Origin of the sequence: Gordonibacter urolithinfaciens, assembly GCF_900199375.1 — a bacterium.
In the GTDB taxonomy this organism is placed as follows: Bacteria; Actinomycetota; Coriobacteriia; order Coriobacteriales; family Eggerthellaceae; genus Gordonibacter; species Gordonibacter urolithinfaciens.
This window is the reverse complement of the sequence record NZ_LT900217.1, coordinates 1,378,913-1,395,493: the sequence shown is the minus strand read 5'-3', so window position 1 is coordinate 1,395,493 and position 16,581 is coordinate 1,378,913. Positions and strand designations below refer to the sequence as shown.

Sequence of the window (16,581 nt, the reverse complement as noted above, 5' to 3'; positions counted from 1 at the left end):
GGAGGTCGAGACGATGGTGTTCTCTCGAGAGTGCGAGGAGCTGGCCGCGCAGGCGGAAGCGCTCAGGCTCCTTTCCCTCCTTTTCGATGGCCCCAGTCCCTCCCTGCTGCCGGTTGTCGAGAGTTTGGAAGGACTCTATCGTGGCGACCGTGAAGCTGTTGAGCTGCTCGAGGGCATGGCCGAGTCGCTGGAGCGCGACGATCTTGTCGCGCTCCAAGTGGACCATGCGAGGCTTTTCATCGGCCCCTTCCAGATGATCGCACCGCCCTATGCCTCGCTGTACCTTGAAGCGGGCGATCGGGTCGACGGCGAGGTGACGAGGCGTATTGCGCGACGATACGCAGAAGGTGGCTTGAGTCTCCTGCCGGATGAGAAGCGCCCCGCCGATTACGTCGGCTACCTGTTCGAGTTCCTCTCCTATCTTGCCTTCGAGGTCGTACGCAACGGCGACAAAGGTCGTTTCAGTGAGATGGACCAATTTGCGGAAGAGTATGTGCTCGGCTGGGTGCCTCGCTTGTTCGGACTTATGCAAGAAGGTGCGGACACACGCTATTTCAAGAGCTTTGGGAAGCTTGGTTTGGAGCACCTGCCCATCGGCTTGTAGCGGCATCGTGGATTCTCGGGGCCGGCTCGTTCCTCAGGGAGGGCCATCGGCCGGTTGCTATAATCGGCCGATGGAAGGGTGGGCAACGTTAAGAGGGGGCTCGCATGATCGATAGAAGGTGCTTTCTTGGAATGCTGCTCCTGTCGGGCGGGGCGGTCCTTTCGTCCTGCTCGAACGCGGCCGGGAAAGACTCCGAAGTTATTCCCCTGTTCGCAGAGCGAAAGGATGGCGATGAGGCTGCGTCTGATGGCGCTGCCGAAAAGGTGAAGGTGGCGTTCGCTGCCCTCGTCTCTCCCCAAGAGTCGTTCTACAAATACCAGAACTTGGTTAATTACCTGGAAGAGAAGATAGGCCGCAGTATCGAGGTGGTGAGAAGGCAGACTTATCAAGAAGTGAACGACTTGCTTGGGGCGGGCGAGGTAGACTTCGGGTTCATCTGCTCGCTTTCGTATGTGATGGGGCGCGACGAAGGCACGCTTGCGGGCATTGCCGCTCCCGTGATAGGCGGCAGCAGTTTTTACCGATCCTACCTGATCTGTCGCACGGACAGCGGGTGCAATATGCTCGAGGACCTTCAGGGTAAGACGTTCGCCTTTACCGATCCGCTTTCCTACACGGGTCGGCTCTCGATGCTCAAGCTTCTTCACGATCAGATAGGCGCCGACGAGGGATTCTTTCGCGAGGTGTTCTACACCTACAGCCACGACTCCTCCGTGCATGCGGTCCACCTCGGCATCGTCGATGCCGCTTCCGTCGACGGGCTCGTGTACGATGAGCTGGCGGCCTCTCAATCCGACTTGGTGGGCAACGTCCATGTTATCTACAAGGGGCCGGCTGCGGGCATGCCCCCGGTCGTGGCCTCTGCGCTCGCCGATGACGGCCTGAAAAGCTCTTTCCAGAATTGCCTGCTCGGCATGGTCGATGACGAGCGCGGGAGGATCGTTCTCGAAGAGCTCGGCTACGATCGGTTCGAGGTGCCCGACGACACGAACTATGAGGTTATCCGCGAGGCTGTTGCGGCCGTTGGGGAAAGCGCGGTGGACGAGTCGGGTGCGGTTCGGCAGATGCGGAGGTGAAAGCCGTGATCAAAACGATAACCGGCGCCGTTCGCAACGCTTCGCTCCAGATGAAGATGTTCAGCCTCACCGCGGCGGTCGTTGTTGCCGTGGCCGCCTGTTCGTTCGCCTGGATGCAGTCGGCGCTCTCGGGATCGCTCTCGCTTCAGGTTGAAAGCAGGGCGCGGGCTTTGGCTACCTACGTGGCCTCTCGAAGCATCGATCCGCTGCTCACGAACAACATATACGCGCTCAACGCGCTCGTGGACGACACGGTCAAGAACAACGAGGATGTGAAATACCTGTTCATTGTCGGCGAAAACGGCGAGGTGATCGTGAGCTCCGAAAAGGCTTTGGCGGTAAGCGACGAGCTTTTGGCGGCGAACGCATCCGTTGCAGAAGACGGGTTGTATCGCGAGAGCTCGAAGGCCTTGGAGACCGACGCAGGACGCATCATGGACAATGCCGCCCCCGTGTTCAAGGAGGGGGGAGCCGAGGTGCGTGTGGGTATGGGATACGAGTCGGTCGGATCGTTCATGACCGATGTAAGCTCGCAGCTCCTCGTTATCGTCGGACTCGTTTTGGCCGTGGCTATGGCCGTTTCCTATGCCATCGTGAAGGTGACGTTGAGGCCCGTCAAGGACCTCGTAGGGCTGACCGAGCGCGTATCCGAAGGGGAGTTGGGGGAACGCGCACACGAGTACAACCACGATGAGATAGGCAGGCTCGCCGAATCGTTCAACCGCATGCTCGATGATCTGCAGATGGCCGAGGCCGAGCGCAACGATTATGTGGGGGAATTGGCAGACAAGGAGCGGATTCTCGGCCTGTTGCTCCAAAAGGTCATCAACGCGCAGGAGGATGAGAGGAAGCGTATAGCGCGTGAGCTACACGACGAAACGAGCCATTCTCTCACGGCCATGCTGATAGAGTTGCAGGAACTTAGGCGTGGCTCGCTCACCGCCGACCAAGAGGGACATGCGGTGGCGCTCAAGTCGCTCATCGACCAGGCGCTCAAGGACATCAACCAACTCGCCTGGAACCTCCGACCGAGCGTGTTGGACAAATTCGGCCTTCAGGTGTCCCTCGAGCGCTATGTAGAGGAGATCGAGGCGCATCATAGCTTCTCCGTCGATCTGGTGGTTCAGGGAGATGCCGCCTCGCTGCCCCCCGATGTCGAGATCACCATATACCGGTTGGTTCAGGAGGCGGTCACTAACGTGGTGAAGTATGCCCATGCCCGCGAGTTGGGCATCATGCTGGTGGTGAACGCCGCCTTCGTGTCCGTCGTGGTTGAGGACGACGGGGTTGGGTTCGATGTTGGCGCGGTAACAAGGTTGAGGCCGGGCGAGCATCTCGGGCTGCTGGGCATGGACGAGCGCGTTTCGATACTCGGCGGCACGCTTGATATCGAATCGTCCGTCGGCGGGGGCACCACCATCATAGCGAAGGTGCCATTGAGGGATAAGGGGGCATCGGATGAGACGTAGGCTCGTTTTGGCCGATGACCATGCGCTTTTCCGGTCGGGCCTCAAGATGATCTTGGAAAAGGACCGGGATATCGAGATCGTCGGGGAGGCATCGTGCGGCAAGGAGGCGGTGGAGCTTGTACGCGATGCCTGCGGCGCCGTCGATCTGGTGATCCTCGATATCAACATGCCCGACATGGACGGCATCGAAGTTGCGGAAGCCATTCGTGCCTTCAATGGGAAAGTGGGCATTCTCATGGTTACGATGTACGAAGACGAGGCCTATTTGAAGGCAGCTCTCAAAGCCGGCGCCAACGGCTACGTGACCAAACAGGCTGTTGACGAGGAGCTTATCACCGCCGTGAATGCCATTCTCGTTGGCCGCACGTACATCTATCCGACGCTGGCCGCCCTGCTGTTCGATGATTCTCCTGAAAGCGAAGAAGGGGCCAGCGCAAACCCCGACGTGCTGAGCTCACGTGAAAAGGAGGTTCTCCGCTATCTTGCGCTCGGGTACACGCAACGCGAGATCGGAGAAGCCTTGTTCATAAGCGAGAAAACGGTGGAAACGTACAAGAGCCGGTTGCTGGCGAAACTCGGTCTCGAGAAGCGCTCCGAGCTCGTCCGCTACGCATTCGAGAAGGGGATCGTCGACTTGTAGTGGTTGCAAAGCGCGGCATCGACGGCTGGACTTGGGGATCCTCTCGATGAAAAACAAGCCTTCGCAGTGGTCGGAGGTTGAAGAGTGCCGTGAACCTGTTATCGTGGTACTCGTTTGCCCGCCTAAGGCCTTTGTGTGCTCGGTGACGGGCCGAAGTCGTGCGTCGGGTTCAGGGGGACGGTGCCGGTGAAGAATTTCGACCGCGGGGTGTACCGCGCGGTTCTCAAGGTGAGGGAGGCCTACGCGTTCGACGCGGGCGGCATCCTCATGCGCGTGTACGCCTACATGGCAACCATCGGGTCCATCTCCATGCTGACGCTGGCGGGGTACTCGTTCTTCCTCGCGGGCACGGTGTCGTCCACCATCGCGCTGGCCACGTTCCTCATCTCGCCGCGCGTCTCCAAGCTGGTGGACGAGCGCGGCCAGCACGCGGTGGTGCCGAAGGCGGCGGTGGTCACGCTCGTGGGGCTCGCCCTCATGCTGGCAACCGTGAGCCTGGGCGGGCCCATCGCGCTGTGCTACGTGGCCGCCGTGCTCATGGGGTTCATCCCCAATGCCCAGGCGCTCACGCGCGCCCGCTGGACGTACCTGGTGCGCTCGGGCCGGCTGGGCGAGGACGCCCCCACGCTGAAGACCGTGTTCTCCTACGAGGGCATCATCGACGACGTTGCCTTCATGGTGGGGCCGGCGGCCTCCATCGCCCTGGCCGCGGCCCTCTTTCCGGCGGCCGGCATGCTGGCGGGCGGCGTGTGCTTCGCCGTGGGCGTCGTGGTGCTCACGCTCTCCCGATCGACCGAGCCCACGGTGGGAAGCGTTGGCGCCGGGGAGCCCCCGAAGCACCGTCGCAGCATCATCGCCACCTCGTCGGTCGTGCGCGTGCTGTTTGCGCTTATGTTCTTCCTCGGCGCGTTCTACGGGGTGTTCGACACGGCCACCGTGTCGCTCGCCGAGGACGTGGGGAACCCGTCGGCCGCCAGCGTCATCCTCATCGTGGCCGCGTGCGTGTCCATTGCGTCCGGGTTCCTGTTCGGCATGATCCGCCTGACCATACCGCAGTACGTCCAGCTCGCGGCCGTGAGCCTTCTGGTGGGGTGCGCCTACGGCACCATGGTGTTCATCGGGTCCATCGAGTCGCTGTTCGTGGTGTCCACCGTGGCGGCGATGTTCTACGCGCCGTTCTTCATCACGGCGAACGCCACCTGCGAGCGCATGGTGCCGGGCGACCGCCTGACCGAGGCCATCACCTGGATGAACTCCGGGAGCATCTGCGGCCTGGCGTTCGGGCCCACCCTGGGCGGCGCGCTCATCGACCAGCTGGGAACCACGGCCAGCTTCGGCTTCGGCGCCGTGCTGGCCGTGATGGTGCCCGTCATCGCGTTCGCGTGCCTGCCCCTGCTGAAGCGGCACGAACGGTAGCTTCCACGTGCAGCCGAGGGCGGCGCGCGCTGCCGCGCCGGGCCAGCGAAGGTATCCGGCACGCAGGCGGGAGGCGCCCACGCCCGTAACCTCTCCGAAACAATGAGCCGTTAGTTTGATGACGGCATGCTGAAAGTGCGTTTCCCCTGCGAAGCATGGTATCGTATACGGCGATTGAATCCGCGCGCACGCGGCGCGACGGCCCCGGTAGACGCCGGGCCGGCAAGGTGAGGAGCTAAAGCCCTATGGCACGAGTTTCGGATACGTACGGCTCGATGGTGTTCAACGAGCACACGATGCAGGAGCGTCTGCCCTCGGCGACGTACAAGAGCCTGCTCAAGACCATGAAGCAAGGCGAGCCGCTGGAGATAGAGGTGGCCAACGTCGTAGCCCACGCCATGAAGGAGTGGGCCATCGAGAAGGGCGCCACGCACTTCACGCACTGGTTCCAGCCGCTCTCCGGCATCACGTCCGAGAAGCACGACAGCTTCCTCGACCCGGTGAGCGACGGCCGCGCCATCATGAGCTTCTCCGGCAAGGAGCTCATCTCGGGCGAGTCCGACGCTTCCAGCTTCCCCTCCGGCGGCCTGCGCGCCACGTTCGAGGCCCGCGGCTACACGGCGTGGGACCCCACCTCCTATGCGTTCGTGAAGGACGAGGTGCTGTGCATCCCCACCGCGTTCTGCTCCTACACCGGCGAGGCGCTCGACAAGAAGACGCCGCTTCTGCGCTCCATGAGCGCCATCGAGGAGCAGGCGAACCGCGTGCTCGCGCTGTTCGGCTGGGAGCCGCAGCGCGTCGTGCCCACGGTGGGCGCCGAGCAGGAGTACTTCCTCATCTCCGAGAAGGACTACGCCAAGCGGCAGGACCTCGTGATGTGCGGCCGCACGCTGTTCGGCTACGCCCCGTGCAAGGGCCAGGAGCTGGAGGAGCACTACTTCGGCGCCATCCGCCCCACGGTGAACGAGTTCATGAAGGAGCTCGACGACGAGCTGTGGGCCCTCGGCGTGCCGGCGCGCACGAAGCACAACGAGGTGGCCCCCGCGCAGCACGAGCTGGCGCCCATCTTCACGAACGCGAACCGTGGCGTGGACGAGAACCTGCTCACCATGGAGAAGATGCGCCTTCTGGCGTCGCACTACGGCCTGGTGTGCCTGCTGCACGAGAAGCCGTTCGAGGGCATCAACGGCTCCGGCAAGCACAACAACTGGTCGCTGTCGGCCAGCAAGAACCTGTTCGACCCGGGCGAGAGCCCCATGGACAACCTGCGCTTCCTCGTGTTCCTCACCGCGGTGATCCAGGCGGTGGACGACTACCAGGAGCTGCTGCGCATGTCGGTGGCCTCCGCCGGCAACGACCATCGCCTCGGCGCCGACGAGGCGCCCCCGGCCATCGTGTCCATCTTCCTGGGCGACGAGCTGGACGCCATCGTGGATGCGCTCGTGGACGACCACGAGTACGAGAGCGCCGAGAAAGTGGCCATGGACCTGGGCGTGGACGTGCTGCCGAACTTCCTGAAGGACAACACCGACCGCAACCGCACCTCGCCGTTCGCGTTCACGGGCAACAAGTTCGAGTTCCGCATGCCCGGCTCGAACGTGAACCTGTCCGACGCGAACATGATCCTGAACACCGCCGTGGCGAAGAGCTTCAAGGACTTCGCCGACGCCATGGAGGGCAAGGAGGGCGACGAGTTCGAGACGGCCACCATCGCCTACATCCGCAAGACGCTCAAGGCCCACCGGCGCATCATCTTCAACGGCAACGGCTATGCGGAAGAATGGGAGCGCGAGGCCGAGCGCCGCGGGCTGGCGAACCACCGCACCACGGCCGATGCGCTGCCGTGCTTCGTGGACCCGAAGAGCATCGCGCTGTTCGAAGGGCTCGGGGTGCTTTCCGAGGCCGAGGTCCGCAGCCGCTACGAGGTGAAGCTGGAGAAGTACAACAAGCTGCTGAACATCGAGGCCCGCACCATGAAGCGCATGGTGCGCCGCGCCTACCTCCCCGCCATCAACGACTACGCCGCCGAGGTGGCGCGCGGCATCACGGCCGTCCGAGCCGCGGCCGCCGATGCCGAGGTGGGCCAGCAGGAGGCCCTGCTGCACAAGCTGCTCGCCGGCGTGAAGGAGATCGACGCCCAGCTGCAGGCGCTCGACGCCGCGCACCACGCCGCCCTTGGGCTGCCCGACCAGCAGCAGCGCGCGAACAAGTACGCCCACGAGATCGTGCCCATCATGGAGAAGCTGCGCGCCGCCGTGGACGAGATGGAGGTCGTCACCGACCGCGACCACTGGCCGGTGCCCACCTACAACGACATGCTGTTCTACGTGTAGGGTTCCGCGGGCCTCCGGCCCGCGGAACAGCTTGACGCCGCGAGGGCCCTTGGCGCCCGGTCCTCGCCCCTTTTTCGCTTGCCAGCGTGCGATCTTGTCCGGCAAGCCTCTAACTGCCCAGCCTGCTTTCGGTGCCGGTTTTCTGTCGCTTCGCCGGAAACCGCGGCGCGCTTTAGCCTATTGGAGTACAATGGGCGGACGATCAAGAACGATACCCGCACGTCAGACCGCATGGGCTCGTTCGCCCGCCCGATTGCCGGCACGGCCGGGAGCGGGGCGAACGATTGCATGCGGCGGCGTCCAACCCGAGGCGAGAAGGGACGCGATCATGGCCGACATCACCGAAGTGGAGTACATCTGGAAGAACGGGGAGATGATCCCCTGGGCCGAGGCCACCACGCATATCTTGTCCCACTCGCTGCACTACGGCTCCGGCGTGTTCGAGGGCATCCGCTGCTACCAGAACCCCGAGAACGGCAAGAGCCATGTGTTCCGCCTGCGCGACCACATGGAGCGCCTGCATCGCAGCTGCAAGATCGCCTGCATCGAGCTGCCCTACACGGTGGACGAGCTGTGCGACGCCACGCTGGACCTCATCCGCAAGAACAACCTGCCGTCGTGCTACATCCGCCCGCTCGTGTACCGCGGCTACGGCGTGATGGGCGTCGATCCCACCGGCTCGCCCACCGACGTGGCCATTGCCGTGTGGCCGTGGGAGAGCTACCTGGGCGCCGACGCGCTGGAGAACGGCGTGGCCGTGGGCGTGTCCTCGTGGCGCCAGCGCTCGAACAACGCCATCCCTCCCGCGGTGAAGAGCACGGCGTCCTACATGAACTCCATTTTGGCGAAGCTCGAGGCCAAGGAGCATGGCTACGCCGAGGCCATCATGCTGAACGAGGCCGGCCTTGTGTGCGAGGGCACCGGCGAGAACCTGTTCATCGTGCGCGACGGCGTGCTGTCCACGCCGCCCCTGTCCGACGGCCTGCTGGAGGGCATCACGCGCGACACGGTGCTCTGTCTGGCCGACGACCTGGAGATCCCCGCTATCGAGGAGAGCCTCACCCGTAGCGACCTCTACATCGCCGACGAGGTGTTCATGACCGGTTCCGCCGCCGAGCTCACGCCCATCGGCAGCGTCGACGGTCGCGAGATCGGAAAGCCGGGCGAGGTCACCCGCGCCCTGCAGGACCGCTACTTCGCCGTGGCCTACGGCCAGATCGACGACTACGCCGACTGGCTCGCGGAAGTATAAGCGCGACAAAGGCCATGACCCAGAAGATTCTCACCTACGACAGCACGCTGCGCGACGGGGAGCAGAGCGAGGGCATCACGCTCTCGCTCGAGGACAAGCTGCGCATCGTGGAGCGGCTCGATGCGTTCGGCATCGATGCCATCGAGGGCGGCTTCCCCGCGTCGAACCCCAAAGACATCGCGTTCTTCCAGCGCGTGCGGGAGCTGCCCCTTGCGCACGCGCGCATCGCGGCGTTCGGCTCCACGTGCAAGAAGGGCGTGGCGGCGGCCGACGACCAGGGGCTCGCCGACCTCGTGGCCAGCGGCGCGCCCATCGTCACCATCGTGGGCAAGACGTGGGATGCCCAGGTGACGCGCGCGCTGCTCACCACGCTCGACGAGAACCTGCGCATGATCGCCGATTCGGTGGCGTTCCTGAAGGCGCAGGGCCGCGAGGTGGTGTTCGACGCCGAGCACTTCTTCGACGGCTACAAGGCCAACCCCGCCTACGCGCTCGCCTGCGTGCGCGCGGCCAGCGAGGCCGGCGCCCACTCTATCGACCTCTGCGAGACGAACGGCGGCGCGCTGCCGCATGAGGTGGGCGAGATCGTGGCCGCTGTGGCGGCCGAGCTGCCGGGGCAGCGCATCGGCATCCACTGCCACAACGATTCGGGCTGCGCCGTGGCGAACACGCTGGCCGCCGTGCGTGCCGGGGCGACCCAGGTGCAGGGCACCGTCAACGGCTTCGGCGAGCGCGTGGGCAACACCGACCTGCTCACCACGATCGCCGACCTGGAGCTGAAGATGGGCTGCTCCACCGTCGGCCCCGACAAGCTGCGCCAGCTGACCAGCGTGTCGCAGTTCGTGGCCGAGACCTGCAACATGGCCGTGCCCACGCACCATCCCTACACGGGCGCATCGGCGTTCGCGCACAAGGGCGGGCTGCACGCCAGCGCCATCGCGCGGTTTCCGGAAGCCTACGAGCACACGCGCCCCGAGAACGTGGGCAACGCGCAGCGCATGCTGGTGAGCGAGCTGGCGGGCAAGGCGTCGCTCGTGGCGAAGGCGGCCAGCCTGGGCGTCGACCTGGCCGCGCATCCCGAGCAGGCGCAGGCCATCCTCGACGACATCAAGGCGCGCGAGGCGCAAGGCTACTCCTACGAGGTGGCCGACGGCTCGCTGGCCGTGCTGCTGCAGTGGCACCTGGGCACCTACCGGCCGCACTTCACGCTGGAGAGCTTCCGCGTCATCGTGGACGACCACGAGGACACCGGCGCCCGCGCGAAGGACGCCATGAGCGAGGCCACCATCAAGATACACGTGGGCGACGAGCGCTTCGTGGCCACGGGCGAGGGCACCGGCCCCGTGGGCGCGCTCGACAACGCGCTGCGCCTGGCCATCACGCAGTTCTTCCCCGAGGTGGCGGGTATGGAGCTGGTGGACTACAAGGTGCGCATCCTCGACGAGAACGTGGGCACGGGCGCCATCACCCGCGTCGTCATCACCACGCGCGACGCCGAGGGCACCTGGGGAACCATCGGCGTCTCCGAGAACATCATCGAGGCGTCATGGAACGCACTGGTCGACTCAATAGAGTACGGCCTGATGAGATGCAACGTTCCGCCGTCCTGACGGACGGCGGAACTGCCCGACGCTGCGGCCTCCCGCAGCACCCCGCCTTGCCGCTTTTGCGCTTACCCTCACGTGCGAAGCACGCTCGGCCGCGCAACGCGTCAATACGGGGCACCGCGGGAGCCCTCGCTGACATTAGTGGACAGGTAAGGGAAAGTAGGTTGGCATGAGCGATCTCAGGACGCCGGAGGTGGAGGACCTGCTGCGCGTGTTCGCCGCGCTCGACGACGAGGACACCGTCTACACGCTGCTGGAGGACTTGTTCACCATCCGCGAGATCAAGGAGACCTCGCAGCGGCTGGCCGTGGCGCGCCTGCTGGATGCCGGCAAGTCCTACGCCGCCATCGAGGAGGCCACGGGCGCCTCGGCCACTACCATCGCGCGCGTGTCGAAATGCCTTAGCTACGGCTCCGGCGGCTACAACGCCGCCCTCAACGCGCTGGACGACGCTCAAGCCTCGAGCCGGTAGGCGCGCCCGTCACCCCGCGACGGGCGCGGCGTCGTCGTCTGGGAGCGCGGGGGCCTGCGGCTTGCCCGCGGCCGGCGCGGGCAAGGCTACCGGGTCGCCGTACTCGTCGATCGTGCCGTTCGCACGCCCTTCCAGGTAGATCGCGCGCGCCTTGCCGCGCCGGAACGCCACGTCGGCGCGGCCCGTGTGCAGCTGGTAGCAGTACCAGAACACGAACGGGATGCCGATGATGCCGTTGAACAGGCCCCATCCTGCCATGAAGTCGGGGTTGAACCACGCGGCGCTGTTCATGATGGTGGGGAACAGCAGCGGGAAGCAGCTGCGCAGCAGCAAGTGCGCGCCCAGCGTGTAGATGCGCCCGGTGATGTAGAGCTCCGGCCGGCGCATGACAATGGGGTACAGCTCGGCTGCCGCCAGGATGCAGCAGGTCGAGGCGAAGAACTCGTGTCCCTCGGCGTACACGAAGCACGCGTTCCAGGTGGTGTAGAGGAAGTTCCACATGGGCACGGTGTAGGAGAGGATCTCGCCGTGGCTCGAGGTGTCGTACTTCCAGAACTTGTCGCCGAACGGCATGGTGACGCACAGGATGAAGCCGGCGAGCGCGTTCATCATGTTGCCCATCTGCACGTCGCGCAGCGTGGCCTCGGCGATGTTGCAGAACACGATGCCGTACAGCACCCAGCGTACCCAGCGCTTGCGCATGGTCCGCCAGAACGGCGTGTCCTTCTGCTCCACGGCGGCGATGCGCCCGAGGCCGGCGAAGATGAGCGGCAGGATGACGGAGAGGTTCTTGGCCCAGCGGAACCAGTCATCCCCGGGGATGTTGGCTATCCATAGCGGAATGGTGACGAGCGACACCACCCACACCCACATCGACGTGCGGTAATGCCGTCGCATGAACTCGGTGAGCAGCATGAGCAGCACGGTGTAGACAACCATCGAGATCGGTGTGACCCACACAGGCACGGTCATGGCGAAACCCCTTCCCCCGGTGAAGCGGCAGCGGCCGTGGAACGGCATGCGATGCCGGCAACGTTGACGCCGCCAGTCTAGCATCGCCGGCCATGCCGCTTCTTTCACAAACCGCCCTCCCGTGTGAAAGACTTCGCGTAGGCGGCGCTTGCAAAAGAACTGCGCGCCTTAGGCGTTCGCTATCGTAGTTACCAGCTCGTTGGCCCACGCAACCGCCTCGTCAACCGACTGCAGGACGGGAGGCGGCAGCACCTGCGCGTCGTACAGGGTCTCCCATCCTTCGTTCTTCGTGATGACGGAGGGCCATGGCTGCATGGCTCGATAGGCGAAAAGCCTCTCGCATGTTCTCCGCGTCAAGGTCGAGTCAACCGTCGCTCCTCGCATAATGATTTGGAGATCGATGAGGTCGTGGGCCCGTTTGCTTCCCGGTTCGCTTGCCCCGTGCAATTTCTGAGCGATTTGATGGTGGAGCGGCATGAGGGGCAGGGGGTCGGGATCGGGAAACCCAAGCTCTCGAAACATGCGTGCGATATCTGGTGGAAGCATGCGTTCGGGCTCGTCGGCATCGCCCAGCTCATTGTGTCCGACTTCCAGCGAGACGGTGCACCATGGTTTCCCACGGTAATCGATCTTGATGTCGAATGGGCGCATGACGTACTGGGGCGGCACATGCGCCGGGCGAGCTTGGCTGCGCGGCACGAGTCGGCCTGCGAAGCCGTTCCATCCGGAGGAAAGCGAGGCCTCGAGCTTCTCCACAAAGGCGTCGAGATCGCTTTGCCTGGCAGCGTCCAAATCTGTGGTGAAACGCGTCGCCGCATCTCCGAAGCGGAATTTCAGGGCCGTTCCGCCTTTGACGGCTCCGTTCGGAAGCATCTGGCCGACGATCGCGTTGGCCAGTAGGGCGCGAAGCTTCACGAAATCCTTGTCGGAGGCGGCCATCCGGTGAATAGCCATGTCGAGGTTTCTTCGGCTGTTTGGCTGTTTTGTCATTTATACGAGCGCCTCCTCAAGTTCGTCGAACTCTGCTTTCGTCAAGAACCCTTCGGCGCGAGCGCGATGGGTCGCTTCGTTCAGCCGTTCGAGCATAATCGTGTCCTGGCAAGAGAGGATGGCGTCTTTGACGCGTTGGCAGGGGATTCCCTCGTAGCTCGTGATGCGGGCGGGCTCTTTTCGCGACACCACTTGGATACCCTCGGGGAGCCGCTTGCGAGTTCGAACGGATGTGGCGACGAAGATTCGATCGGGATTTGTCGGCGCCAGCTTCAAAAGGGCGAGCACGGATTCCCCGTACAGGTAGGCGGAGCCGCCCACGCGCGCAACGGCGATCGCGTAGGGATCGAACTCGCTCGGCACGTACCGGGTCAGGCGGTACAGTCCCCGCCCCAGATTTTGGAGCCGCCCTCGCTTCGCGAGCTTTGCGAGCTCTACTGGCGGTATTCCCAGGTTGTTCGCGTCGTCGGTGGTGACGAGGTAGTAATTGTCGACGGCGTGCTCGTATAGGTCGTCATAGTAAGTCATGGCAGAACTATACCATTTTCGGTATTGTTCTGCCAGTCGTAACAAGGTTAATTTGATTCCACCTCTTTCACAAACCGCCCTCCCGTGTGAAAGACTTCGCCCGCGAGCGCCCCGTATACTGCGGGCAAACGCGCGGTGGGCGAGGGGCTCATCCGTGCACGGACTCGCAGAAGGGGGCGATCCTCGTGGGTATCCTGTACCAGGCCGAAGATCCGCTGTACTGGGCCATCTGGCTGTTCATCCTGTTCGCACTCATGGCGTTCAACGAGCTGGGGCGCGTGAAGCTGTGGGCCGGCATCGCGCTGTTCGCGGTGGTGCCGCTCGTGCTCACCGTGTTCGTGTGGCCCACCACGGCCGCGCCGGGCAACCCGTACGGTACGGGCACGTGGTTCAACTGGGTGAAGACGTACTCGGCGCTGGCGGGCTGCCTCGGCTTCATCGCGCTGCGCTTCGTGAAGTGGCGCGGGGCCGACGGCCGCACCCATCACCTGTACGAGAAGCGCTGGGCGCTCTGCTTCCCGCCGCTCATCTTGGCTGTCAACATCGCCGAGGCCGTGGTCCGCGACTTCCAGGTGTTCAGCTTCGGCTTGTGGCAAGGCGGCATCGTAGAGAACCTGTGGACCATCTCCGGGCCGTGGAACATCATGAACGGCATTGCCGGCATCCTGAACATCGTCACCATCTGCGGCTGGTTCGGCATCTTCATCTCGAAGGACTCCGCGCGCGACATGATCTGGCCGGACATGATCTGGGCGTGGATCATCGCCTACGACCTGTGGAACTTCGCCTACACGTACAACTGCATCTCCGACCACTCCGCGTACTGCGGCCTGGCGCTCTTGCTGGCGTGCACCATCCCCACGTTCTTCATCAAGAAGGGGGCGTGGCTGCAGCATCGCGCGCAGACGCTCGGGCTCTGGATCATGTTCGTGATGACGGTACCGCAGTTCGCCGACGTGCTGGCGCCCATCCCCACCACGCACAATCCCGCAGCGTTCTTCGCGGTCAGCCTGCTCGCGCTCGCCTCGAACGTGGCGCTGGCCGTGTTCCAGTTCCGCCGCATCCGGCAGCGCAAGCTCAACCCGCTCACCGACGAGCTGTACGCCGACACCAAGGCCTACCAGCGGGTCGTGGAGGAGAACCGCTAGGCCGTGCGCATGTCCGGCGCCTCTTCCCTCCCGTATAATGGACGCGTGCAGGAGCACCCCGCGCGCGTCCATGCGCGCTTCGGAGCGAGGGGAGGGGCCATGCGGCTGGGCACCAGGCAGACCAGGTACGCGCCCGTGCAGCGCGAGTGCGGTCGCTCGCTCGCCGAGAGTCGGCGCCTCACGGGGCCGGCCGGCGACATCATGCTGGCGGCGCGCTCCCTGTTCGAGCGCCAGGGCGTGGCGAAGACCACGGTGAAGGACGTGGCCGCCGAGGCCGGCGTCACGCGCGAGCTGGTGTACTACTACTTCGAGAACAAGCAGGCCGTCGTGGACGCCGTATTGGACGATTACGTGGAAGACCTGGTGGAGAGCGTCATCGTGTGGAACGAGTCGCGCCGGTTCGGCGACACGTCGGGGTCGCTGCGCGCGTGCATCGCCACGTTCCGCCGCGCGCTCTACGACGCCGAGGGCAACCAGCGCCCCATGATAGCCGTGCTGGAGGAGCTGGGAGTGCGCGACGCGTTCGACGTGCGCGCCGTGCGCGAGACGGTGGACTGCATCAACGGGAATATCGTGGCCGAGTACGCGGCGTACCATCAGGTGGAGATAGAGTTCGTGTACGAGATGTTCTGCGTGGTCGTCTTCGGCCTGGTGGGCCTCGTGAAGATCAACCCCGCCATCTCCGACGAGGCGCTCATGAAGGTGGTGGAGCAGGCGCTGCACCTGGACATGGAACCGCTCGACGCTCCCGACGAGATACGCCACCCCAACCCACCTGCGGCTACGTGCGAAGCGTGAAGATTGGCGCGCGCGTTGCCGGGGCGTGTTATAGTCATCACCGACGCGTTGACTGTGGAACGCCTGGCATTTATATGCTTTGACCTCGTATTATACCGAGCGAGGCGGCGTATCCCGGATCGCGAGGGAGGTTTGACGAATGAGCGAATCCACGCGCGGCCTTGACCGCCGCACGTTTTTGACAGGCGCTGCCGCACTGGGCGCGGCCGTGCTTTTGAAGCCGGCTCTGGCGTTCGCCGAGCCCACCGCCGCCGACAAGCTGGCGGAGGCCGACGCCGTCCGCGCGCGCATCGTGGACATGCAGGCGCAGCTGGACGTGGTCACGGAGCAGTACTACAAGGCGCTCGACGAGCACGCGGCTGCCCAGCAGGCCGTTGCCGATGCCCAGGCGCGCATCGACGAGGCGACCGCGCAGATCGCCGGATTGCAGGAGAAGCTGGGCTCCCGGGCCCGCAGCATGTACCGCACCGGGCAGTCCTCGGTGCTCGACTTCATCATGGGCGCCGCCACGTTCGAGGAGTTCGCCCAGAATTGGGATCTGCTGGAGAAGCTGAACGACAACGACGCCAGCCTCGTGCAGCAGACGAAGGACCTGCGCGCCGAGGTCGAGGCCGCCAAGGCAGAGCTCGAGCGCCAGGAGCAGATCGCGGCCGAGGCGGCTGCCGAGGCCCAGCGCATCAAGGAGGACGCCGAGCGCTCGGTGGCGGAACTGCAGGCGCTGCTCGCCCAGCTGGACGCCGAGGCCCAGTCGCTGCTTGCGCAGGAGCAGGAAGCGGCACGCCAGGCCGAGATAGCCGCGGCGCGCTCGCGTTCGTACGGCTACTCGGGCACGACATCGCCCGTGCCATCCCAGGGCTCCGTGGTGGACTACGCGCTCTCGCGCATCGGCTGCCCCTACGTATGGGGTGCGGCCGGGCCGGATGCGTTCGACTGCTCGGGCCTGGTTCGTTGGGCGTATTTGCAGGTGGGCATGTCGCTTCCGCACCAGACCGAGGCGCTGTACAACGCGGCGAAGGCTCGCCTTCCCGTTTCCCAGGCGCAGCCCGGCGACGTACTGTGGGTGGGCTACGGCGACGGCTGCAACGGCCACGTGGGCATCGCCTGCAATGCGGGCGGCACCCACTACGTGCATGCCCCCACGTTCGGCGCCCGCGTGCGCGATACCGACGGCCTTGGCTGGGCCGGCTTCACCCACGCGCTGCGGTTTTAGGCCGCCGCTCGGTCCGGTTCGCTTTTCGCATCGCCCGCACCCGCGCCGCTCCCGGCGCGGGTGCGC

At 64.8% G+C, this 16,581-nt stretch carries 15 protein-coding genes; 12 read left to right on the top strand and 3 right to left on the bottom strand.

Features of this window, described 5'->3' with window-relative positions; all coding sequences use genetic code 11:
* Positions 1-13 precede the first annotated feature (13 nt).
* The 9 genes from BN3560_RS06065 (at position 14) to BN3560_RS06025 (ending at position 10,869) form a co-directional block, all read left to right on the top strand.
* Positions 14-604 (top strand): TorD/DmsD family molecular chaperone, encoded by a 591-nt coding sequence (locus BN3560_RS06065; protein ID WP_157780553.1) that lies wholly within the window; start codon positions 14-16, stop codon positions 602-604.
* Positions 605-708: 104 nt separating this feature from the next.
* Positions 709-1,680: a substrate-binding domain-containing protein gene (locus tag BN3560_RS06060; RefSeq protein ID WP_096227401.1), complete on the top strand. Its 972-nt coding sequence runs from the start codon at positions 709-711 to the stop codon at positions 1,678-1,680.
* Positions 1,681-1,685: 5 nt separating this feature from the next.
* The gene (locus BN3560_RS06055; RefSeq protein WP_123649824.1) at positions 1,686-3,149 is read left to right on the top strand and encodes a HAMP domain-containing sensor histidine kinase; all 1,464 of its coding nucleotides are present in this window, start codon (positions 1,686-1,688) and stop codon (positions 3,147-3,149) included.
* Positions 3,139-3,789, top strand: coding sequence for a response regulator transcription factor (locus BN3560_RS06050; RefSeq protein WP_096227399.1), 651 nt, complete (start codon positions 3,139-3,141; stop codon positions 3,787-3,789). The genes BN3560_RS06055 and BN3560_RS06050 overlap by 11 nt, the downstream gene beginning before the upstream one ends.
* 186 nt (positions 3,790-3,975) lie before the next feature.
* The gene (locus BN3560_RS06045) at positions 3,976-5,205 is read left to right on the top strand and encodes an MFS transporter (protein WP_123649825.1); all 1,230 of its coding nucleotides are present in this window, start codon (positions 3,976-3,978) and stop codon (positions 5,203-5,205) included.
* Between the two features lie 245 nt (positions 5,206-5,450).
* Entirely contained in the window at positions 5,451-7,538 is a 2,088-nt protein-coding gene (locus BN3560_RS06040; protein ID WP_041239126.1) for a glutamine synthetase III family protein, read from the top strand.
* 328 nt (positions 7,539-7,866) lie between these two features.
* Complete coding sequence (locus BN3560_RS06035) at positions 7,867-8,790, top strand: branched-chain amino acid transaminase (RefSeq protein ID WP_096227397.1); 924 nt, start codon at positions 7,867-7,869, stop codon at positions 8,788-8,790.
* Positions 8,791-8,804: 14 nt separating this feature from the next.
* On the top strand, positions 8,805-10,400 hold the full coding sequence (gene cimA, locus BN3560_RS06030) for a citramalate synthase (RefSeq protein WP_096227396.1): 1,596 nt from the start codon (positions 8,805-8,807) through the stop codon (positions 10,398-10,400).
* A 166-nt stretch (positions 10,401-10,566) separates the two neighbouring features.
* Positions 10,567-10,869 carry a YerC/YecD family TrpR-related protein gene (locus BN3560_RS06025; protein ID WP_096227395.1) on the top strand — a complete coding sequence of 101 codons (303 nt, stop codon included), beginning with the start codon at positions 10,567-10,569 and terminating at the stop codon, positions 10,867-10,869.
* Positions 10,870-10,878: 9 nt separating this feature from the next.
* Here the strand turns inward: BN3560_RS06025 and BN3560_RS06020 are convergent, their stop codons facing one another.
* From BN3560_RS06020 to BN3560_RS06010, 3 genes are all read right to left on the bottom strand, one after another.
* Positions 10,879-11,841, bottom strand: coding sequence for a hypothetical protein (locus BN3560_RS06020; protein ID WP_096227394.1), 963 nt, complete (start codon positions 11,839-11,841; stop codon positions 10,879-10,881).
* Positions 11,842-12,009: 168 nt separating this feature from the next.
* Entirely contained in the window at positions 12,010-12,831 is an 822-nt protein-coding gene (locus BN3560_RS06015; RefSeq protein WP_096227393.1) for a nucleotidyl transferase AbiEii/AbiGii toxin family protein, read from the bottom strand.
* Entirely contained in the window at positions 12,832-13,359 is a 528-nt protein-coding gene (locus BN3560_RS06010) for a type IV toxin-antitoxin system AbiEi family antitoxin domain-containing protein (protein WP_096227392.1), read from the bottom strand.
* Positions 13,360-13,544: 185 nt separating this feature from the next.
* Between BN3560_RS06010 and BN3560_RS06005 the strand changes: the two genes are divergently transcribed.
* The 3 genes from BN3560_RS06005 (at position 13,545) to BN3560_RS05995 (ending at position 16,515) form a co-directional block, all read left to right on the top strand.
* Positions 13,545-14,507, top strand: coding sequence for a DUF5692 family protein (locus BN3560_RS06005; protein WP_096227391.1), 963 nt, complete (start codon positions 13,545-13,547; stop codon positions 14,505-14,507).
* A gap of 99 nt (positions 14,508-14,606) precedes the next feature.
* The gene (locus BN3560_RS06000) at positions 14,607-15,305 is read left to right on the top strand and encodes a TetR/AcrR family transcriptional regulator (RefSeq protein WP_096227390.1); all 699 of its coding nucleotides are present in this window, start codon (positions 14,607-14,609) and stop codon (positions 15,303-15,305) included.
* Between the two features lie 139 nt (positions 15,306-15,444).
* Positions 15,445-16,515, top strand: a complete 1,071-nt coding sequence (locus tag BN3560_RS05995) for a C40 family peptidase (RefSeq protein WP_096227389.1) — start codon at positions 15,445-15,447, stop codon at positions 16,513-16,515.
* Positions 16,516-16,581 lie beyond the last annotated feature (66 nt).

What these genes read in the sequence shown, in the direction of transcription:
- BN3560_RS06065 (WP_157780553.1), top strand. Translation starts at nt 14, where the DNA reads ATGGTGTTCTCTCGAGAGTGCGAGGAGCTGGCCGCGCAGGCGGAAGCG.
- BN3560_RS06060 (WP_096227401.1), top strand. Translation starts at nt 709, where the DNA reads ATGATCGATAGAAGGTGCTTTCTTGGAATGCTGCTCCTGTCGGGCGGG.
- BN3560_RS06050 (WP_096227399.1), top strand. Translation starts at nt 3,139, where the DNA reads ATGAGACGTAGGCTCGTTTTGGCCGATGACCATGCGCTTTTCCGGTCG.
- BN3560_RS06040 (WP_041239126.1), top strand. Translation starts at nt 5,451, where the DNA reads ATGGCACGAGTTTCGGATACGTACGGCTCGATGGTGTTCAACGAGCAC.
- BN3560_RS06035 (WP_096227397.1), top strand. Translation starts at nt 7,867, where the DNA reads ATGGCCGACATCACCGAAGTGGAGTACATCTGGAAGAACGGGGAGATG.
- cimA (WP_096227396.1), top strand. Translation starts at nt 8,805, where the DNA reads ATGACCCAGAAGATTCTCACCTACGACAGCACGCTGCGCGACGGGGAG.
- BN3560_RS06025 (WP_096227395.1), top strand. Translation starts at nt 10,567, where the DNA reads ATGAGCGATCTCAGGACGCCGGAGGTGGAGGACCTGCTGCGCGTGTTC.
- BN3560_RS06020 (WP_096227394.1), bottom strand. Translation starts at nt 11,841, where the DNA reads ATGACCGTGCCTGTGTGGGTCACACCGATCTCGATGGTTGTCTACACC.
- BN3560_RS06015 (WP_096227393.1), bottom strand. Translation starts at nt 12,831, where the DNA reads ATGACAAAACAGCCAAACAGCCGAAGAAACCTCGACATGGCTATTCAC.
- BN3560_RS06010 (WP_096227392.1), bottom strand. Translation starts at nt 13,359, where the DNA reads ATGACTTACTATGACGACCTATACGAGCACGCCGTCGACAATTACTAC.
- BN3560_RS06000 (WP_096227390.1), top strand. Translation starts at nt 14,607, where the DNA reads ATGCGGCTGGGCACCAGGCAGACCAGGTACGCGCCCGTGCAGCGCGAG.
- BN3560_RS05995 (WP_096227389.1), top strand. Translation starts at nt 15,445, where the DNA reads ATGAGCGAATCCACGCGCGGCCTTGACCGCCGCACGTTTTTGACAGGC.